Origin of the sequence: Pyxidicoccus sp. MSG2 (assembly GCF_026626705.1) — a bacterium.
Lineage (GTDB): Bacteria > Myxococcota > Myxococcia > Myxococcales > Myxococcaceae > Myxococcus.
In genome coordinates, this window is sequence record NZ_JAPNKC010000001.1 from 10,712,377 (window position 1) to 10,732,716 (window position 20,340).

General features: G+C 70.1%; 10 protein-coding genes. 5 read left to right on the forward strand and 5 right to left on the reverse strand.

From position 1 onward, the window contains the following. Nucleotides 1–29 precede the first annotated feature (29 nt). The 4 genes from OV427_RS41705 to OV427_RS41720 form a co-directional block, all read right to left on the reverse strand. Nucleotides 30–3,959 (reverse strand): amino acid adenylation domain-containing protein, encoded by a 3,930-nt coding sequence (locus OV427_RS41705; RefSeq protein WP_324290078.1) that lies wholly within the window; start codon nt 3,957–3,959, stop codon nt 30–32. Next, nucleotides 3,866–10,450, reverse strand: a complete 6,585-nt coding sequence (locus OV427_RS41710) for a non-ribosomal peptide synthetase (protein ID WP_267861793.1) — start codon at nt 10,448–10,450, stop codon at nt 3,866–3,868. The genes OV427_RS41705 and OV427_RS41710 overlap by 94 nt, the downstream gene beginning before the upstream one ends. Before the next feature lie 4 nt (nt 10,451–10,454). Next, entirely contained in the window at nt 10,455–11,693 is a 1,239-nt protein-coding gene (locus OV427_RS41715) for an MFS transporter (protein WP_267861794.1), read from the reverse strand. A 107-nt stretch (nt 11,694–11,800) separates the two neighbouring features. Continuing rightward, complete coding sequence (locus tag OV427_RS41720) at nt 11,801–12,463, reverse strand: TenA family transcriptional regulator (RefSeq protein WP_267861795.1); 663 nt, start codon at nt 12,461–12,463, stop codon at nt 11,801–11,803. A gap of 177 nt (nt 12,464–12,640) precedes the next feature. On the opposite strand from OV427_RS41720, the gene OV427_RS41725 reads away from it, so the two are divergent. The 4 genes from OV427_RS41725 (at nt 12,641) to OV427_RS41740 (ending at nt 18,687) form a co-directional block, all read left to right on the forward strand. Next, nucleotides 12,641–15,196 (forward strand): carbohydrate binding family 9 domain-containing protein, encoded by a 2,556-nt coding sequence (locus OV427_RS41725; protein ID WP_267861796.1) that lies wholly within the window; start codon nt 12,641–12,643, stop codon nt 15,194–15,196. A 27-nt stretch (nt 15,197–15,223) separates the two neighbouring features. Then, nucleotides 15,224–16,375 (forward strand): acyl-CoA dehydrogenase family protein, encoded by a 1,152-nt coding sequence (locus OV427_RS41730; RefSeq protein WP_267861797.1) that lies wholly within the window; start codon nt 15,224–15,226, stop codon nt 16,373–16,375. A gap of 207 nt (nt 16,376–16,582) precedes the next feature. Next, nucleotides 16,583–17,659, forward strand: a complete 1,077-nt coding sequence (locus OV427_RS41735; RefSeq protein WP_267861798.1) for a hypothetical protein — start codon at nt 16,583–16,585, stop codon at nt 17,657–17,659. Between the two features lie 29 nt (nt 17,660–17,688). Next, on the forward strand, nt 17,689–18,687 hold the full coding sequence (locus OV427_RS41740) for a fatty acid desaturase family protein (RefSeq protein WP_267861799.1): 999 nt from the start codon (nt 17,689–17,691) through the stop codon (nt 18,685–18,687). A 6-nt stretch (nt 18,688–18,693) separates the two neighbouring features. Here the strand turns inward: OV427_RS41740 and OV427_RS41745 are convergent, their stop codons facing one another. After that, entirely contained in the window at nt 18,694–18,957 is a 264-nt protein-coding gene (locus OV427_RS41745; RefSeq protein ID WP_267861800.1) for a phosphopantetheine-binding protein, read from the reverse strand. A gap of 275 nt (nt 18,958–19,232) precedes the next feature. On the opposite strand from OV427_RS41745, the gene OV427_RS41750 reads away from it, so the two are divergent. Continuing rightward, nucleotides 19,233–20,312: an ornithine cyclodeaminase family protein gene (locus OV427_RS41750; RefSeq protein ID WP_267861801.1), complete on the forward strand. Its 1,080-nt coding sequence runs from the start codon at nt 19,233–19,235 to the stop codon at nt 20,310–20,312. Nucleotides 20,313–20,340 lie beyond the last annotated feature (28 nt).

Consider the following 20,340-nt stretch of genomic DNA (forward strand, 5'->3'; position numbering starts at 1 on the left):
TTGGAAATCGAGAATCTACCAGCGTCACCTCAGCCCACGCGTCCCACCTGTCCGCTGTGCTCGACAGCGGACCGTGCCTCTTCCAGGCAGTCCTTGAGCCGGGCCGCCAGCGTCTCCACCTGGGGCCGCGTCAACATGGAGTAGTGGTCCCCGGGCACCTCGTGCACGGCCAGTCCGCCCGGGGCCCGTGACTTCCAGCCGTGGTCCCAGCGTGACTCGCGGGCCACGAAGAGGGTGATGGGCCCCGCGTACGGCGGCGGCGCGTAGGCCCACGCCGCGCGGAGGTTGCTCTCGAAGACGCGGCGCAGCGCCGGGTACGGGAAGGCCTGGCTTGCGTCCTCCAGGGCCCGGAGTCTCGCCTCGGGCGACTTTCCCTCCAGCGCGGGCATGGGTTGTCCCGCCGCGCGCAGCAGGTCCTCGAAGAACAACTCTCGCAGCGCCGGCTCCGGCTGCTCGGCGTCCCTGGGCCCTTCACCCTGGAGGTCCGCCGAGGTGTCGAGGAGTGCGAGCAGCGCCACCTCCTCGCCGTCGCGTCGGAGCTGGCACGCCATCTCGAAGGCAATGGCGCCGCCCATGGACCAGCCGCCGAGCAGATACGGCCCATGGGGCTGCACGGCGCGCACGGCCGTCACGTACAGCGCGGCCATGGAGGGGATGGACTCCGGCGGCGCCTCGTCCCCATCCAGCCCGCGCGCCTGGAGCCCGTAGAAGGGCTGCTCCGGCCCCAGCCGCCGCGCCAGCTCCGCGTATGGCAGCACGCTGCCGCCCACCGGGTGGACGCAGAAGAAGGGACGCCTTCCGTCTCCGGCTTGCAGCTCCACCAGCGGCGACCAGGGGCCCACGTCCTCGTGCAGCAGCTTCGCGAGGTGCTCCACCGTCGGGTTCTGGAACAGCGCCGTCACCTGCAGCGGTCGTCCCAGCTTCGCCCGGATGGCGGACTGGAGGCGCAGCGTCAGCAGCGAGTGCCCACCCAGCTCGAAGAAGTTGTCGCGCACGCCCACCGGCTGCACGCCGAGCACCTCCTCCCAGATGCGCACCAGCCGCAGCTCCAGCGGTGTGCGCGGGCCGATGAAGGCGCGAGACGCCTCGCGGCTTCCCTCCGGCACCGGCAGCGCCTTGCGGTCCACCTTGCCGCTGGGGGTCAGCGGGAAGGCGTCCAGCGGCACCCAGAGGCCGGGCACCATGTACTCGGGCAGCCGCTCCTTGAGGAAGGCACGCAGCGCGCCGGGCTCAGGCCGCTGGCCTTCGGTGGCGATGAACCAGGCCACCAGCCGCTTCTGGCCGGTGCCGTCATCCCGCGCGTCGACGATGCAGTCGCGCACGACGGGGTGCTTCGCCAGCGCCGCCTCGATTTCGCCCAGCTCGATGCGGAAGCCCCGCACCTTCACCTGTGAGTCGCCGCGCCCGAGGAACTCCAGCTCGCCCTCCGCGCGGTGGCGGGCCTGGTCCCCCGTCCGGTACAGCCGCGCTCCGGGCTCCGTGCTGAACGGGTCCGGCAGGAAGCGCTCCGCCGTGAGCTCGGGGCGGCCGAGGTAGCCGCGGCCTACCTGGACGCCGCCGACGTACAGCTCGCCCGACACGCCCATGGGCACGGGCCTCAGGTGCTCATCCAGCAGGTAGATGCGGGTGTTGCTCAGCGGCCACCCGATGGACGGCAGGTCCGGCCAGGCCTCCGGGTCTCCCTTCAGCGTGAGGGACGTGACGGCGTGGGCCTCGGACGGACCGTAGTGGTTGTGCAGCACACCGCCCAGCCGCTGCATGAAGCGTCGCAGGGCCGGCGTCATCCGGAGCTGCTCGCCCGCCACCATGATTTCCTTCAGCCGTGAGGGCACCAGTCCCTCCCGGTCCGCGACCTCCGCCACCCCTTGCAGCGCGACGAAGGGGAGGAAGAGTCGCTCGATTCCGCCGCGCTCCAGCAGCTCCAGCAGCGAGTGTGCGTCCCGGCGGACCTCCTCCGTGAGCAGCACCAGCTCACCGCCCGCAGCCCAGGTGGAGAACATCTCCTGGAAGGACACGTCGAAGCTCAGCGCCGAGAACTGGAGCGTCCGGCCGCCCGGTGCCACCGAGTCGCGCAACTGCCAGTGCACCAGGTTGACGAGGGCGCCGTGGTGCAGGGCCACGCCCTTGGGAAGGCCCGTGGAGCCCGAGGTGAAGATGACGTACGTGAGCGACTCCGGCCCCGCGGCAGGCACCGGGTCCTCGTCGCGCTCTCGGGCGAGCGCATTCCCTTCCAGGTCGAGGTACAGCGGGGTGGCCTGCCCGGAGGGAAGCGTGTCGCGCAGGGCGTGCTGGGTGATGAGCAGCTTCGCGCCGGAGGTCCGAAGCATCAGGGCGAGGCGCTCGGCGGGGTAGGCCGGGTCGAGCGGTACGTAGGCTCCTCCCGCCTTCAGCGTGCCCAGCACCGCCACGGGCAACTCGAGCGAGCGCTGGACGCAGACACCCACCAACGTGTCCGTCCCCACGCCTCGCGAGCGCAGGTGGTGCGCGAGCTGATTGGCGCGGCGGTTCAGCTCGCCGTACGTCAGGTGCGCGTCGCCGAAGCGGACGGCGATGGCATCGGGGGTGCGCGCGGCGGTGGCCTCGAAGAACGTGTGTACCGTGGGCACGAAGGGATAGGGCACCGTCGAGCCCGCCCAGTCGGCGAGCGGTTGCTGCTCGGCCTCCGCCAGCAGGGGCACCGTGGAGAGCTTCCGCTCCGGCCGCGCGAGGACGCCTTCGAGCAGGCGCGAGTAGTGTCCCGCCATGCGCGCCACCGTCGCCTCGTCGAAGAGGTCGGTGTTGTACTCCCAGAGGCTGGTCCACCCGGCCGGCGTCTCGCGGACGAAGAGGGTGAGGTCGAACTTCGCCATGCCCGGCTCGAAGGCGAACTCCTCCACGGAGATGCCGGGCAGCTCCCAAGCGGCGGAGCCCTGCTGGAAGACGAACATCACCTGGAACAGCGGCGTGCGGCTCACGTCGCGCACGGGAACGAGCGCGTCCACGAGCTGCTCGAAGGGCATGTCCTGGTGCGCGTACGCACCGAGGCTCGCCTCGCGCACCCGCCGCAGCAACTCACGGAAGCTGGCGTCCCCGGAAGCCTTCACGCGGAGGGCCAGCGTGTTGGTGAAGAAGCCGATGAGGCCCTCCACCTCGCGGCGGTTGCGGCCGGCGATGGGCGTGCCCACGACGATATCCGGCTGCCCGCTGTAGCGCGCCAGCAACGCGTGGAAGCCCGCCATGAGCAACATGAAGGGCGTCACACCCGCCTCACGGCTCAGTGCCTGGACGGCGCCGGGCAGCTCGGCCGGAAGGCGCTGGTGGAACTGGGCCCCGCGGAAGGTCTGCACCGGAGGACGCGGCCTGTCGGTGGGCAGCTCCAGCACGGGCGGCGCCCCAGCGAGTTGTTCCTTCCACCAGGCGCGCTGGGCCTCCAGCACGTCGCCCCGCAGCCAGTCGCGCTGCCAGTGCGCGAAGTCCGGGTACTGCACCGGCAACGCCGGGAGCGTGGCCTCTTCACCGCGCACGTGCGCCACGTAGAAGGACTTCAGCTCCCGCGCCAGCACGTCCGACGACCAGAAGTCGCAGACGATGTGGTGCATGACGAGGAGCAGCACGTGCTCGTCGGCCGAAGCACGCAGCACCGTGGCCCGAACCAGTGGCCCCTGTTCCAGGTCGAACGGGAGACGAACCTCTGCCTCCGCTCGTTGGCGGATGGCCTCCTCCGACGCCCCCTCCAAGGACTCCAGGGTGAAGGAAAGCTCGGCCCGGGGAGAGATGCGCTGCACGGGCTCGCCGTTCACCTCGATGAACGTCGTCCTCAGCGCCTCGTGACGCTGGACGAGGTCCGCGAGGCTTCGCTCCAGCGCGGTGACGTCCAGCCGTCCCTTCAGCCGCAGGAAGAAGGGGACGTTGTAGGAGAACCCGCCCGCATCCAGGCGCGCGAGGAACCACAGCCGCTGCTGCGCGAAGGATAGCGGCAGCGCGACGTCGCGAGACCCGGAACGAGCGGCGGCGGAGGAGGCCCCGCGTCGTCGCGTGTGGACTCGATGCGGCGCGCCAGCTCCGCGATGGTGGGCGCCTCGAAGAGCACGCGCACCGGCAGCTCACGCTGGAGCACTTCGCGCAAGCGCGACACCACCTGGGTGGCCAGCAGGGAGTGGCCACCCAGCTCGAAGAAGTTGTCGTGCGCGCCCACGCGCCGCACACCCAGCAGTGGCGCCCAGATGTCCGCAACCACCTCCTCCAGGCCCGCGCGCGGCGCGACGTAGCCTTCGCGTCCCGCTTCCTCCTGGGGCGCGGGCAGCGCCTTGCGGTCCACCTTGCCGCTTGGTGTGAGCGGCAGCGCGTCGAGGAGCACGAAGGCGGAGGGCACCATGTACTCGGGCAGCGTGGTCTTCAGCTCCGAGCGGAGCACCGAAGTCCGGACCTCCGCTCCCGCATCTGGCACCACGTAGGCGACGAGTCGCTTGTCTCCGGGCGTGGGCTCGCGCACCACCACCGCGACGTCGCGCACGCCCGCGTGCTTTCGCAGCGCGGACTCGATTTCGCCCAGCTCGATGCGGAAGCCGCGCAGCTTCACCTGGTCGTCGGCGCGGCCCACGTACTCCAGATTCCCATCCGGGCGCTGCCGCACCAGGTCTCCCGTGCGGTACAGCCGCGCGCCCGGCTCGGTGCTGAAGGGGTCCGGCACGAAGCGCTCGGCGGTGAGGTCCGGCCGGCCCAGGTAGCCGTGCGCCAGGACGATACCGCCGACGTACAGCTCTCCCGGCAGCCCCGTCGGCACTGGTTGCAGTTGTGCATCCAGCACGCATGCGCGCACGCCGGGCGCCGCCTGACCGATGGGAACGCGTCCCTGTTGCAGGTCCTTCTCGGGCACCGGGCCCAGGTCGCCCACCACGCAGATGACCGTGGTCTCGGTGGGGCCGTACTCGTTGGTCAGCCGCACGTGTGCTGGCGCCGCGCGCTGCCAGTCCAGCACGCGCGAGGCCGGCACCTTCTCTCCACCGATGCCCACCACGCGCACCGACGGCGGCAGGCGCACCACGCCGCTGGTCATCGAGGCCGTCAGCTCCGCCCAGAAGGCCGTGGGCAGGAAGAGCACGGTGAGTCCCCACTGCTCGCAGCGTGCGCAGAAGGCCGCCGGGTCCAGCATCGCCTCCGTGCGCAGGACCACCGTCCCACCCGTGAGCAGGGCAGGGAAGATCTCCTCCACGCTCTGGTCGAAGCTGAGCGTGGAGAACTGGAGCACCCGGTCCGTGGCCGTCAGCCCGTAGATGCGCGCGTTGCCGAGCGCATACGCAGACACCGCGCGGTGCGGCGTCATCACCGCCTTGGGCCGGCCCGTCGAGCCGGAGGTGTAGATGAGGTACGCGAGCGACGCGGCCGGTACCGCACGGCCCGGATTCGTGTCCGCCTCACGCGCCACCTCGGCGCGGTCCGCCTCGACGTCCAACACCTCGACGTCCAGCGCGCCGGTTCGGGCCAACACCCCCGCGTGCGTGAGCAGCCGCGTGGCGCCCGAGTCCGCCAGCATGTACTCCAGCCGCTCCCGGGGATACGCCGGGTCCAGCGGCAGGTACGCCGCGCCCGTCTTCAGCACGCCCAGCAGGGCCACCATCGCGTCCAGCGAGCGCTCCAGCAGCACGCCGACGATGTCCCCCACGCGCACGCCCCGACGGAGCAGGTGGTGCGCGAGCTGATTCGCCCGGGCATTCAGCCCGCCGTACGTGAGCCGCCCCACCTCGGAGTCGAGCGCCACCGCGTCCGGCGTGCGCGCCGCCTGCGCCTCGAAGAGCGCGTGGAGGCACGACTCGCCAGGGACCTCCGTCCCGGGAGCGTTCCATGCGGCCAGCATCCGCCGCCGCTCCGCCTCCGTCAGCAGCGGGAGCGAGGACAGGCGCCGCGCCGGCTCCGCGCACGCGGCCTCCAGCAGGCGCGCGTGGTGCGCCGCCATCCCGGCCACCGTCGCCTCGTCGAAGAGGTCGGAGTTGTATTCCCAGAAGCCCATCCAGCCCCGCGCCGTCTCGCGCATGTAGAGCGTGAGGTCGAACGTGGCGACTCCGGGGTCGATGTCCAGCAGCCCCAACGACAACCCGGGCAGCGTGACCCTGGGTGGCGCGTCCTGGAGGACGAACATCACCTGGAACAGCGGCGAGCGGCTCAAGTCGCGCACGGGCTGCACCGCGTCCACCAGCTTCTCGAAGGGCACGTCCTGGTGTGCGAAGGCTCCGAGGCTCGTCTCGCGTACCCGGCGCAGCCACTCGCGGAAGCTCGGGTCTCCGGAGGCATCCAGCCGCAGCGCCAGCGTGTTGACGAAGAAGCCGACCAGGTCCTCCAGCTCGCGCTGCGTGCGGCCGGCGATGGGCGTGCCCACGACGATGTCCGGCTGTCCGCTGTAGCGAGCCAGCAGCGCATGGAAGGACGCCAGCAGCAGCATGAATGGCGTGACGTCCTCGCTCCGACACAGCTCCCGGATGGAGTCCGACAGCGCCTCCGGCAGCGGAACCTGCATCAGCGCGCCCTTGAAGCCCTGCACCGGAGGACGGGGCCGGTCCGTCGGCAGTTCCAGCAGGGACGGGGCCCCCGCGAGCTGGCCCTTCCACCAGGACAGTTGCGCGTCCAGCACCTCTCCGCGCAACCAGTCGCGCTGCCAGCGCGCGAAGTCCGCGTACTGCACCGGCAGCGGTGCGAGAGAAGGCGCCTCACCCGCGAGCGCCGCCGTGTAGAGCGCCTTCAGCTCCCGCAGCAGTACGCCGAGCGACCAGCCGTCACACACGATGTGGTGCATGACGAGCAGCAGCACGTGCTCGCCCTCCGCCGCGCGCAGCAGCGTCGCGCGCACCAGCGGGCCCACCGCGAGGTCGAAGGGGCGCTGGGCCTCTTCGCGTGCGCGCCGCGCGAGCGTCGCCTGTCGCGCGTCGTCCGGCAGCGCCGCCACGTCCTCCACCGCCAGCCGCAGCACGGGCTCCGGTGCGATGCGCTGCACCGGCCGGCCTTCTACCTGCACGAAGGTGGTCCGCAGCACCTCGTGCCGCCGGGTCAGCTCGCGCAGGCCCTGCTCCAGCGCGACGACGTCCAGCCGCCCCTCCAGCCGGAAGACGAAGGGGACGTTGTACGAGAAGCCTCCGGCGTCCAGCTGCGCGATGAACCACAGCCGCTGCTGGGAGAAGGAGAGGGGGAGCTCGCCGTCTCTCGGCGTGGGCTCGAGCGGCGGCGGCCGCGCGGCCGTCGTGCCCCGGGGCATCGCGTCCAGCCGCTCCGCCAGCTCCGCCACCGTGGGGGCCTCGAAGAGCACGCGCACGGGAAATTCCACGCTCAGCGCCGCGCGCAGGCGTGAGGCCACCTGCGTGGCCAGGAGCGAATGGCCGCCCCGCTCGAAGAAGTGGTCGTTCGCGCCCACGCGCGGCAGCTTCAGCAGTGGCGCCCAGATGTCCGCGACCAGCGCCTCCGTCGGCGTCCGGGGCGCCACATACGCCACCAGCGTCTCCTGCCCGGGGTCTGGTAGCGCCTTGCGGTCCACCTTGCCGCTGGGAGTCAGTGGCAGCACGTCCAGGTGCACCCACGCGGTGGGCACCATGTATTCGGGCAGCCGTTCCTTGAGGAACGCCTTCAGTGCGTCCGTCTCCGGCGCCTCGCCCTCCACGCCGACGACCCAGGCCACCAGTCGCTTCTCGCCCGGTCCCTGCTCGCGAGCGGCCACCACGCAGTCGCGCACGGCGGGGTGCTTCGCCAGCGTGGCCTCGATTTCGCCCAGCTCAATCCGGAAGCCACGCACCTTCACCTGGGTGTCGCGGCGCCCGAGGAACTCAATGGCTCCGTCCGCGCGGTAGCGGGCCTGGTCGCCCGTCCGGTACATGCGCGCCCCGGGCCGTGTGCCGAACGGGTCCGGGATGAAGCGCTCCACGGTGAGGTCCGGCCGTCCCCAGTAGCCGCGAGCCACCTGGAGTCCGCCGATGTACAGCTCGCCGGGCACGCCCACGGGCACCGGCTGCAGGTGGGAGTCGAGCAGGTGGATGCTGGCGTTGGCGATGGGCGTGCCGATGAGGGGCAGGTCCGGCCACGGCTCCGGGTCTCCCGAGAGGACGAAGTGGGTGGCGAGGTGCGTCTCCGTCGGGCCGTACTGGTTGTGCAGCACCGCGCCGGGCAGCCGCTGCATCAGCAGGCGCAGCGCGGGGGTGATGCGCAGTTGCTCGCCGGCGGTGATGATTTCCTTGAGGTGTCGGGGGACGAGGCCGTCCTGCTCAGACACCTCGGCGAGGTTCTGCAGGGCGACGAAGGGAAGGAACATTCGTTCCACGCCGCGGACGTCCATCAACTCCAGCAGGGCGTGAGCGTCGCGGCGGACTTCCTCGGAGATGAGGACGAGCTCTCCACCGCCGGCCCAGGTGGCGAGCATCTCCTGGAAGGAGACGTCGAAGCTGAAGGCGGAGAACTGGAGGGTGCGGCCGGAGGGGACGGAGGAGCTCTGGCGCTGGAAGTGGATGAGGTTGACGAGGGAGGCGTGGTGCATGGCGACGCCCTTGGGGGCGCCGGTGGAGCCAGAGGTGAAGATGACGTAGGTGAGGGAGTCGGGCCCGGCGGTGGGCGCCGGGTCTGTCTCGGGAGAGAGAGAGAAGGCGTCGGCGTCGTCGAGGATGAGGGAGGTGGCGGTGTTGGACGGCAGGACGTGCTGGAGGTGGCGCTGGGTGAGCAGCACGCGGGCACCGGACACCTCGAGCATCGCGGCGAGGCGCTCCGCAGGGTAGGCAGGGTCCAGCGGGACGTAGGCGCCACCAGCCTTGAGGGTGGCGAGCACGGCAAGAGGGAGGTGAAGAGAGCGCTCGACGCAGATGCCGACGCGCTCGTCGGGCCCGACGCCGAGGGAGCGCAGGTGGTGAGCGAGCTGGTTGGCGCGGCGGTTGAGCTCACCGTACGACAGGCGAGCGTCGGCGAAACTGGCGGCGATGGCGTCGGGCTGGCGTGCGGCCTGCGCCTCGAAGAGTGCGTGTACGGTGCGCAGGGCGGGGTAGGGGACGGCCGTGTCGTTCCACTCGCGCAGCACCTGGTGCCGCTCGACCTCCGTCAACAGCGGTAGCCGCGACAGCGTCTCCATGGGGTTGGCGCAGGCGGCCTCGAGCAGGCGCGTGTAGTGCGCGGCCATGCGGAGGATGGTCGCCTCGTCGAAGAGGTCGCGGTTGTACTCCCAGCGACACACCCACCCGCCCGGGTCCTCGTAGAAGAAGAGGGTGATGTCGAAGCGCGCCACGCCGGGCTCGTAGGCGACTTCCTCCACGGTGACGCCCGGCCACTTCAGTACCGCCAGCGGCGTGCTCACGTGGACGAACATCACCTGGAACAGCGGCGAGCGGCTCGCGTCCCGCACGGGGACGAGCGCGTCCACCAACTGCTCGAAGGGCATGTCCGGGCGGGCGAAGGCACCCAGGCACCCCTCGCGCGTGCGGCGCAGCAGCTCCAGGAAGGACAGCTCTCCGGACGCGTCCAGCCGCAGTGCCAGCGTGTTGGCGAAGAAGCCGATGAGCTTCTCCACCTCGCGACGGCCGCGTCCCGCGAAGGGCGTGCCCACGACGAGGTCGGACTGGCCGCTGTAGCGCGAGAGCAGGGCCCCGAAGCCCGCGAGCATCGCCATGTACGGCGTGACGCCCGCCTTGCGCGCCAGCTCGCGCACGGCCGCCGGCAGCGTCGCGGGCAAGGGCACCGGGAGGATGACCCCGCGGAATGTCTGCGCCGGGGGATGTGGCCTGTCCGTGGGCAGCTCCAGCACGGGCGGCGCACCCGCGAGCCGCTCCGTCCACCACGCGCGCTGGGCCTCCAACGCCTCACCCTGGAGCCACTCCCGTTGCCAGTGCGCGAAGTCCGCGTACTGCACCGGCAGCGCCGGCAGCCGGGGCTCCTCGCCGCGCGAGTGCGCGAGGTAGAGCGTGTTCAGCTCGCTCGCCATCCAGTAGAACGACACGGCGTCGCAGACGATGTGGTGCGTGACGAAGAGCAGCACCTGGTCTTCGTCCGACACGCGCAGCAGCGTCGCGCGTACCAGCGGGCCCGCCTCCAAATCGAAAGGGTGGCGCGCCTCCTCCTCCGCGCGCCGCCGCACGGCCTCCTCACGTGCCTCCCCGGGCCGCGGCTCCAGCTCCTCCACGGACACAGGCAGCGCCAGCTCCGGAGTGGTGCGCTGCACGGGCTGGCCATTCACCTCGGAGAAGGTGGTCCGCAGCGCTTCGTGTCGCTGGACGACGTCCGCCACCGCGCGGCGCAGCGCGGGCACGTCCAGCGGGCCCTTGAGCCGCACGAAGAAGTGGACGTTGTAGGTGGCCGCGCTGCCCTCGAGCTGCGCGAGGAACCACAGCCGCTGCTGCATGAAGGACAGCGGCAGCATTTCCGTCCGCGAGACGGGGACGAGGGGCGGACGCTTACGGCCCGGAAGGGCTTCCGGTTTCGCCCCCTGGGACTCGGGGGCGCGCTCGTGCTGGCTCATGGTGTCAGGTCTCCAGGACGGCGAAGGCGCGCGGACGGAGCGAGCGCAGCGTCACCGCGAGGACGAAGAAGGAAAGCGCCGCGCTCGCGGTGACCAGGCGCACGCCCAGCCGGTCCGCCAGAGCGCCCTGCAGCCACACGCCCGCGGTGAAGCCCGCGTAGAGCAGCATGCCGCTGAGGCTGGCGATGCGGGCCCTCATCTCGCCCGGCACGCGCGACTGGCAGAGGGTGGCCAGCCCCGTGTTCGTCAGCATGTAGAGGCTGCCCAGCCCCAGCACCGCGACGACGGCGAAGGGCAGCGAGGGCGAAAGCCAGTACGCCGCCGCCATGAGGCCGATGAGCAGCAGGCACCACTCCAGCAGGCGCCCCCGCCCGAAGCGGTCCGCCAGCGAGCCCGCCACGAGCGCGGCGACGAGCGAGCCCGTCCCCTGCGCCCCGACGAGCAACGACGTGGCGCCCGCGTCCAGGTCGAGGACGCGGATGGCCATGACGGGCGCCAGCGCGGTGAAGGGCGCGATGCAGAACGCGACGGCCAGCGTGCCCAGCAGCGCCAGCGCGATGCCCGGATCTCCGCGCGCCACCTTCACGCCCTGCGCGATGCCCGCCCACAGGCTCTCGGAGCGCACGGCCTCGGGGGCGGGTGCCACGCCACGCACGAAGCCCAGCGCCACCAGCACCGCGAGGAAGGAGAGGGCGTTGACGAGCAGCGCCCACTCCACGCCCGCCAGCGACACCACCGCCGCGCCCAGCGCCGGGCCGCAGATGCGCCCCACGTTGTACTGCGCGGAGTCCAGGCTCAGCGCGCTGTGCAGGTCATCCTTCGGCACCACGCTGGCGATGAGCGCGGTGAAGGCGGGCAGGAAGAGGCTGGTCACGCAGCCGTTGAGGAACGAGACGACCGCCACTGCCCCCACTGTGAGATTGCCGGTGAAGGCGAGCGTCGCCAGGGTGCCGGCCAGCAGGAACTCCAGCGCCGTCCCCAGCGCGACGTAGCGGCGCCGGTCGAAGCGGTCCGCCAGCACCCCGCCCAGCGGCGACAAGACGATGGCGGGGAGGAACGTCAGCGCGGCGATTCCCCCCGTCCACTCCGCGCGGCCCGTGACTTTCGTCACGTAGACGCCCAGTGCGAGCACCTCCATCCAGGTGCCGATGTTGGAGAGCGCCGCACCGGACAGGATGAGGGCGAAGTCCCGGTGCCTCAGGGCGCGAAGCGAGGAGAGACGCGACAGTCGGAGCGCGGACACGGTGGCCCTGTTCTATCTCACCCCGGGACAGCTTGCCCGGGGCTTCCAGGACTGTAATGTCTCACCACTGATTTCCAGACTGTCAGTGATTGACGCATCGCGCGACATCAGGCGACGCGGTTGTGCAACTCCTCGAAGAAGCCGACCCACAGCGTCCAGATTTCCTCGGCGCCGCGGACGATGGTGGCCATCTCATCATCCGTGTACTGGAGCCCCACGGTGTGGCTTGCCGTCTCCACGTGGTCCGGCTCCTGCTTTACGTGGATGTCCACCCACGGCAGCGACTTGAGGCCGGTGGTGCGGCGCAGCAGCTTGCCCAGCTTCGCCACCATGGTGAGGTCCGCCACCTCGGTGCCGTAGAGGAAGCCCAGGCCGATGAGGTAGTCGTCCGTGGAGCGCTTGTAGCCGTCGATGAGGCGCTTCGTGGCGGGCGTCATCTCCGCCTCCGACACCGCCGCGCGCGCCAGACCCGCGTCCGTCATCGTCGTGATGAACAGGCGCTCGTGGGCGTTCGCCGGATCTCCCTCGCCGACTTCCTGGTCGAGGATGTGGGACACAGCCGTCTTCATCTCCAACTGCGGACAGGCGGCGAGCAGCCGGCCCAGGAAGTTCGGAAAGTAGTGCATCGGGTGCCACCACTGCCCGAGAACCGTCTCCGCGTGCTCCTTCGGGAGCTGACGCTCATCCACCATCTGGAAGAAGCGGTGCTTGAGCAGCTGCTCGCGGTTGGGATTCTTGTTCAGCGCCGCCTCGATGGATTGGTTCCGCATGGCGTCTCCAGGAGCTTTGAGGTCCGCAGGCTCAACGGCGCGACATCGTAGTCCTTGAAAATGGAGAAAACAATGTCAGGCCAGTGATGGCTGTTTACCGTGATATCAGAATGAGACCCGCTTTGCGTGTGGGACAAGGGTGCTGGTATCACTCCGCCCATGTTGTCTCATGCGAGGGTGACTACGGCGCTGCTATTGGCGCTGTGGGGGACGGGGGCCCGGGCCGCGCTGGAGGGCCCCGGGCGCGAGCAGTTCCTCCGTGCGGCGCGCACGCCGGGCGCCATCGTCGTGGACGGGAAGCTGGACGAGGCGGTGTGGGGCACGGCGCCCATGTTCGACGGCTTCGTGCAGCGCTTCCCCAAGGCGGGCGCCGCGCCCACCGAGCGCACCGAATTGCGCGTCCTCTACGACGACGACACGCTGTACGTGGGTGTCTACGCGCACGACTCGGAGCCGGCGCTCATCGACTACCGGCTGGGTCGGCGTGACAGCCTTCCGCGCGCGGACAGCGTCCACCTGCTCATCGACTCGGCGCATGACCACCGCACGGCCATGGTGTTCTCGCTGAGCGCCAGCGGCGTGCAGAGCGACGGCCTCTACTTCGACGACCGCAACTACACGCAGAACTGGGACGGCGTCTGGGACGCGGCGGCGGGCCGCGCGCCGGACGGCTGGGTGGCCGAGTACGCCATTCCCCTCTCACTGCTGCCGTTTCCCCAGGCACAGGTGCAGACGTGGGGCTTCTCCGTGCGCCGCGACATCGGCCGGAAGAACGAAGAAATCGAGTCGGTGGAGAATCCGCGCACCACCAACGCGGTGGCGTCGCGGCTGGGGCACCTCACCGGCATGGAGGCGCTGCGCCCGCATGCGCGCTGGGAGGTGCGGCCCTACCTGGCGGCGCGCGGCGTCATGCGGCCCCAGTTCTCCTCGCCCAACCAGCCCACGCCGCGGCTGCTCAGCCCGGTGCTGGACGTGGGGCTGGACGCGAAGGCGGCCGTCACCAGTGACTTGACGCTGAGTGCCACGCTCAACCCGGACTTCGGCGAGGTGGAGGCGGATCAACTCCTGCTCAACCTCAGCACCTTCGAGGCCTTCTACCCGGAGCGGCGGCCCTTCTTCACCCAGGGCCTGGAGCTGTTCGAGCCGGTGGGCATGACGTCGGACACGGCGCCGATGTCGCTCTTCTACTCGCGGCGCATCGGCCTGGCGACGCCCATCCTCGGCGCGGCGAAGATGACGGGCACGGTGGGCAAGGGGGTGCAGGTGGGCGTCATGGAGGCGCTCGTCACCTCTCCCTGGCAGGAGCGGGACGAGACGGCTCCGGACCGCGGGCTGCACCTGGACGCGAGCCGGCCGCTGCACCTGGGGCCGGGCGTGGAGCTGCCCGGTGCACCCACGGCCACCACCAACTACCTGGTGGCGATGGCGCGCACGAAGGTGGGAACGAGCTCGCGCGTGGGCGGCTCGATTGCCTCGGCGCAGCCCTTCGAGGGGACGTGCCGGCCGGAGGACCAGGCTCCCACCTCGGGCCCGCTGCCGGCGTCGTGCACGGCGCTGGGCTCGCTGGCGGGCTCGCTGGACTTCGACGTGAAGACGGGCGACAGCCAGTGGGGTGTGCTGGGCCTGCTGACGGCGTCGCGCGCCATGGCGGGGCCGCCAGAGCGGCTCTTGCGCGACGGCACGGTGCTGCGGCGCGGGGACATGGGCGCGGGCGGCTACGTGCGCGCGGGCCGCTTCGGAGGCAAGGGCTTCCGGCCGGAGGTGGGCCTGGACCTGGCGCTGCCGAAGCTGGAGCTGAACGCCATCGGCTTCCAGCGCACGCAGAACGCCACCGCGCCGCGCTTCCAGTTGATGTACGCGCAGCCGGACGGCTTCGGGCCGCTGAACGACTTCTTCGCCACCCTCACCGTGAAGCCCCAGTGGACCGCGGACGGGCGGGGCGTGTACCGCGGCACGTCCGCGAGCCTCAGCGTGGATTCGCTGCTGCCCTCCTTCGACGTGCTGGGCGTGCAGGGCACCCTGGACGTGGGTGGCTACGACGTGCGAGAGCTGGCCGGCACGGGCGTCCCGTTCGAGCGCACGGGCGTGGCGTACGTCGGCCTCTACGGCAACACGAAGTCCACCCGGCGGGTGTACGTGGGCGGTAGTGCGGGCGTGAATCGTCGCCTGACCACGGCCGTATTGCCCGCGCACACGGACTGGACGGCCAGCCTGTACGCCGTGATGACGCCGCACCCGGCGCTGCAGACGCGCGTGGAGGTGGGCAGCGAGCGGACGCGGCACGGAGCGCGGTACGTGGAGCAACTGGACGAAAGCCGCTTCCTCCTCGGCGACCTGGACTCGCGCTACCTCTCCCTCACGCTGCGGCAGCAGTGGATTGTCTCGCCGAAGCTGACGCTACAGGGGTACGCGCAGCTCTTCACCGCGTATGGCGTGTACGGGCGCTACTTCACGGCGGACTCGGACGGCCGCTCGCGCATCGACCTGGACACCCTGGAGCCGACGTTGCTCGGCAGCGCCAACTTCCATGACACGGCGCTGAACGTGAATGCCGTGGCACGTTGGGAGTACCGGCTGGGCTCCACGCTCTTCCTCGTGTACTCGCACACGCAGCAGGGCCTGCCCACCCCGGTGGGCGAGGTGGCCCCGGCCACGCTGGGGCCCAAGCGGCTGCTGGAGGGCCCGGCGACGGACGCGGTGATGCTCAAGTGGAGCTATTACTGGGGTGCGTGAGGCGCACCCGCTCCGGAGACAACCCCCATGGATGCGCGCTTCACCCCGGAGCACGAGGCGTTCCGCCGCACGGTGCGCCAGTTCGTCGAGAAGGAGCTGACGCCGCACGCGCTGGAGTGGGACCGCGCGGGCCTCTTTCCGCGCGAGGTCTTCAAGAAGTGCGGCGAGCTGGGCTTCTTCGGCATCGACCATGACCCGAAGTACGGCGGCAGCGGGCTGGACTCCTGGTACGTCACCGTCTTCGCCGAGGAGCTGGCGCGCAGCCAGAATGGCGGCGTCAGCATGGCGCTGATGGTGCAGGGCCAGATGGCCACGCCCGTCATCAACGAGGTGGGCACTGACGAGCAGAAGCGCGAGTTCCTCGCCCCGGCGCTCGCGGGCGAGCGCATCGCCGCGCTGGCCATGAGCGAGCCGGGCGCGGGCTCGGACCTGGCGCGCCTGAGCACCACCGCGCGGCGCGACGGAGACGACTACGTCCTCAACGGCTCCAAGATGTGGATTACCAACGGCGCCCGCGCGGACTTCCTCGTCCTGGCCGTGCGCACCGGCGGCGAGGGCTCCACCGGCATCTCCCTGGTGACGTGCCCCACGGACGTGAAGGGCTTCCACGTCTCGAAGAAGCTGGAGAAGGTGGGGCAGCGCTCCTCGGACATGGCCATCCTCTACTTCGAGGACTGCCGCATCCCCGCGCGCTACGTGCTGGGTCGGGAGAACGATGGCTTCTCCCTCATCATGAACAGCTTCCACGCCGAGCGGCTGGTGACGGCCGTCAACACCGTGGCGGTGATGGACGTGCTGTTGCGCGAGGCCATCCGCTACGGCCGCGAGCGCAAGGCCTTCGGCGAGCGGCTGGTGGACTTCCAGGTGTGGCGCCACAAGTTCGTGGACCACCTCACCCTGGTGGAGGCGGCGCGGCGGCTCACCTACCACGCGGTGGACCTCTTCGAGCGCAAGCGGCGGCAGAAGGTGAAGCCGGTGAAGGAGATTTCCATGGCCAAGCTCCTCACCACCGAGCTGGCCCAGCGCGTCGCCTACGACTGCCAGCAGTTCTATGGCGGTATGGGCTACGTCGAGGAGACGCACGTCGCCCGCGCCTGGCGCGACGTGCGCATGCTCACCATCGGCGGGGGGACCTCCGAGGTCATGAAGGAAATCATCGCCAGCATGCTCGCACTGTGACGGTGCGTCGCTGGCGCGTCGCGCCACGAGTCACGCGAGGTGGAGAGAGGTAGGCGCTGACCTCTGGCCCTTCTCCAGTCCGCTTCACGCTAGGGCGGGTTTTCGTGGATGATACGGCTCACGGTCGAATCTTGATTCACGGGGATGTCTCATGAGTCAGGGTCCAAGCATCGGCTCGCGCCCAGGCGCGAGAAGGGAACCCAGCCAATGTCCGCCACCGAGTCCGCGTGCCCTGTCAGCTCGTACAACGAGTGGGACCTCCTGGAAGAAGTCATCGTGGGCATCGTGGATGGAGCCACCGTCCCGCCCTCGCACATCGCGCTGAAGGCGACGCTGCCGGAGGACCAGCACGACTTCTTCCGGAAGCACGCGGGCAGGCCCTTTCCGGCCGAGCAGATTGCCGCGGCGAAGAAGGACCTGGAGGAGTTCGTCCACATCCTGGAGGCGGAGGGTGTGAAGGTCCGCCGCCCGGAGCCGGTGGACCAGCTCAAGGCGTACGGCGCGCCGGGCTGGACGAGCACCGGTCTGTACGCCGCGATGCCCAGAGACCTCCTGCTGGTGGTGGGCAACGACATCATCGAGTGCCCCATGGCGTGGCGCTCGCGCTACTACGAGACGTCCGCGTACCGGCCACTGCTCAAGGAGTACTTCCACGGCGGCGCGCGCTGGAGCGCGGGTCCCAAGCCGGAGCTGAAGGACGAGCTGTACGACTATGACTGGACGGAGGCGCACGACGGCGGCCCGTTCCGCTCCGTCATCAGCGAGTTCGAGCCCACCTTCGACGCCGCGGACTTCATCCGCTGCGGCAAGGACATCTTCGCGCAGCGCAGCAACGTCACGAACAGCTTCGGAATCGAGTGGCTGCGCCGTCACATCGGCCCCGAGTACCGCATCCATGTCTTCGAGTTCGATGACCCGCACCCGATGCACATCGACGCCACGCTGGTGCCGCTGGCGCCGGGCAAGCTGCTCATCAACCCGGAGCGCGTGACGAAGGTGCCGGAGCTGTTCAACGGCTGGGATGTCTTCAAGGCGCCCAGGCCCATCATGCCGCCCGAGCACACGCTCTACATGACGAGCAAGTGGATCAACATGAACGTCATCATGCTCGACGAGCAGCGCGTCGTGGTGGAGCGCAGCGACGAGCCGATGATTGCCTCGTTCAAGAAGTGGGGCTTCAAGCCCGTCCTCTGCAACTTCCGCAACTTCAACTCGTTCGGTGGCTCGTTCCACTGCGCCACGCTGGATGTCCGCCGCAAGGGCCACCTCCAGTCCTACTTCTAGGCCGTTCGCCCAAGCTTGGGGTCCTCGCGATGAAGGTCTGGAAGAACTCCCCGCTGGACGCGGTGATGCTCGTATTGAGCGTCGTGCAGACGGGGATGATGCTGTGGCTGGCCGCCAGCTGGGAGCACGCCTCCGCCCTTCAACGGGTGGGAGGCTTCGCGCTCCTGGTCTTCATGATGACGTACAACATCATCATCATCTCCCACCTCTTCACCCACACCCCGTGGTTCGAGTCGCGGTGGCTCAACGCGGCGGTGTCGCTGCTCAACTCGCTGAACATCGGCCAGTCCGTGCAGGCGTACCAGCTCACGCACGTGCGCAACCACCACCGGTACAACAACGACCGCCAGGGGCAGGACGGACACTCGCGGGACAGGTCCTCCACCTTCGAGGACGGGCAGGGCGGCGAGCACGACAGTGTCTGGCACTACGCCTTCGGCGGGGCGCTGCACACGCTGCTGGGCACGGCGCGCAACGTGCTGGCGGTGTGGCGGCTGTGGGGCGTGGGGCGGCATGAGCAGGCCCTGCACGAGCTGGCCACGAAGGACCCGGTGCGCCGGGCGCGCGAGCTGCGGCAGGTGCGGTTGGACCGGGTGGCCCACGTCGTGGGGCTGGGCGTCTTCCTTGCCGTCTCCTGGCAATGGACGCTGGTGTGCTACGTGCCGGCCTTCTACCTGGCGCTCGCGCTGGTGAACGTGCAGAACTACTACGAGCACTACGGCGCGATGCCCGAGAGCCGTTACACGGACTCGGTGAGCCACTACGGCCGGCTCTACAACCTGCTCACCTTCAACGACGGCCACCACCAGGAGCACCACCTGCGGCCGCAGACGCACTGGAGCCGCATGCCGGTGGTGCGCCGCGAGCACGCCGCCGCGCTGGACGCGGTGGAGCGCGTCGTGTCCCCGGTGCCGGCCATCGTCGGCTTCCTGTACCGGGGCCGGCCCCTGCTGCACCGCAAGGCCACCGCCGCCGCACCGCCGCCTCCGCCCGAGGAGTCCGCGGAGTCCAACCTGCTCGTGGGGTAACGGCGGTCAGCTCGGAGCGTGCAGCGCCTTGAGCAGGGCGTCGCAGGCGGTGACGGCCTCTTCCAGGGTGCCGACCAGCTCGCCCATTTCCGGCCGCACGCCCAGCTCATCCTCGATGAGGTTGGCCAGGTTCGTCGCCAGCAGCGAATTACCGCCCATCTCGAAGAAGTGGTCCTTCGGCGTCACCGAGTCCACGCCGAGCAGCTCGCACCAGTAACCGGCGAGCCGCTGTTCCAGGGAGGGTGTAGAGGACGCGATGAGGGTGCTCAAGAGAGGCTCCTGTGGGGCTCGGAGCACGGAGGCTACCAACACCGGCTAATCGGGCAAATGTGGTATCTCAAGACACACACCTCTCCGCCCGGACGCACGGCGAAGTCGGCCAGCACGCGCGGGCTCAGAAGCGGCGCGACAACGAAGTCGTCGCCTTCTGTTCGATCCTGTCTAGATAGAATCCCTGACTTAACAGTAAGTCCTGATTGATGGCAGAGTGCGGACGCCTTCAACTTCTCGTCCCCTCACCCTCCCGCCCCCCCAGGAGAGCGCGCGTGAAGACACTGCTCGTCACCCAGGCCGACCTGCGCAAGCTCGTGCACATGGAGGGAATCGACGCGCTGATGGACACCGTCATCGAGGCGCTGGAGCACGCGTTCCGCACCTTCGACGAGGAGCGCACCGAGCCTCGCAAGCGGGACGGCTTCACGCTGCGCAACGAGCGCACCGGCGTGCTGGAGTGGATGCCGGTGATGCAGCGCGGGGAGACCATCACCATCAAGGTGGTGGGCTACAACCCGAACAACCCCCACCGGTACGGGGTGCCCACCATCATCGCCACCAACAGCGTGTACGACTGCGCCACGGGACGGCTGCTGGAGCTGATGGACGGGGTGCTGCCCACCGCGCTGCGCACGGGCGCGGCGTCGGCCCTCGCGAGCAAATACCTGGCGGACCCGGACAGCCGCGTGGTGGGCATGGTCGGCTGCGGTGCGCAGGCCGTCACCCAGTTGCATGCCCTCTCGCGCCTGTTCCCCATCGAGCGCGTGCTCGCGTACGACGTGGACCTGGGCGTGCTGCGCACGTACCTGCGGCGCGTGGGCTTCCTCGGGCTGGACGTGCGCCCGGCCTCGCTGGAGGAGCTGACGGCGGAGTCGGACATCATCTGCACCGTCACCTCCGTGGGCGTGGGCGAGGGCCCCGTCATTCCGGACGTTCGCTTCAAGCCGTCGGTGCACCTCAACGCGGTGGGCTCGGACCTGCCGGGCAAGACGGAGCTGCCGCTGTCGCTGCTGGAGCGCAGCCTCGTGTGCCCGGACTTCCTGGCCCAGGCGCTCGTCGAGGGTGAGTGCCAGCAACTGCGGCCGGAGCAGATTGGCCCCGGCATCATCGAGGTCGTCCAGAATCCGGAGCGCTACGCGGACTGGCGCAAGCGCTCCACCGTGTTCGACTCCACGGGCTTCGCGCTGGAGGACCAGGTGGTGACGCGAGCCCTTACGCGACGCGCGCGGGAGCTTGGGCTGGGCGCGGAGGTGGAGCTGGAGAGCCTGTCGGGGGACGCGATGAACCCGTACGACGAGCTGCTGCCCACGCACGGCTCCCAGACGGGGCTGCGCACGGCCCGCGTGGACTGACGCCGCCGGTCCGTTCCAGAAAAAGACG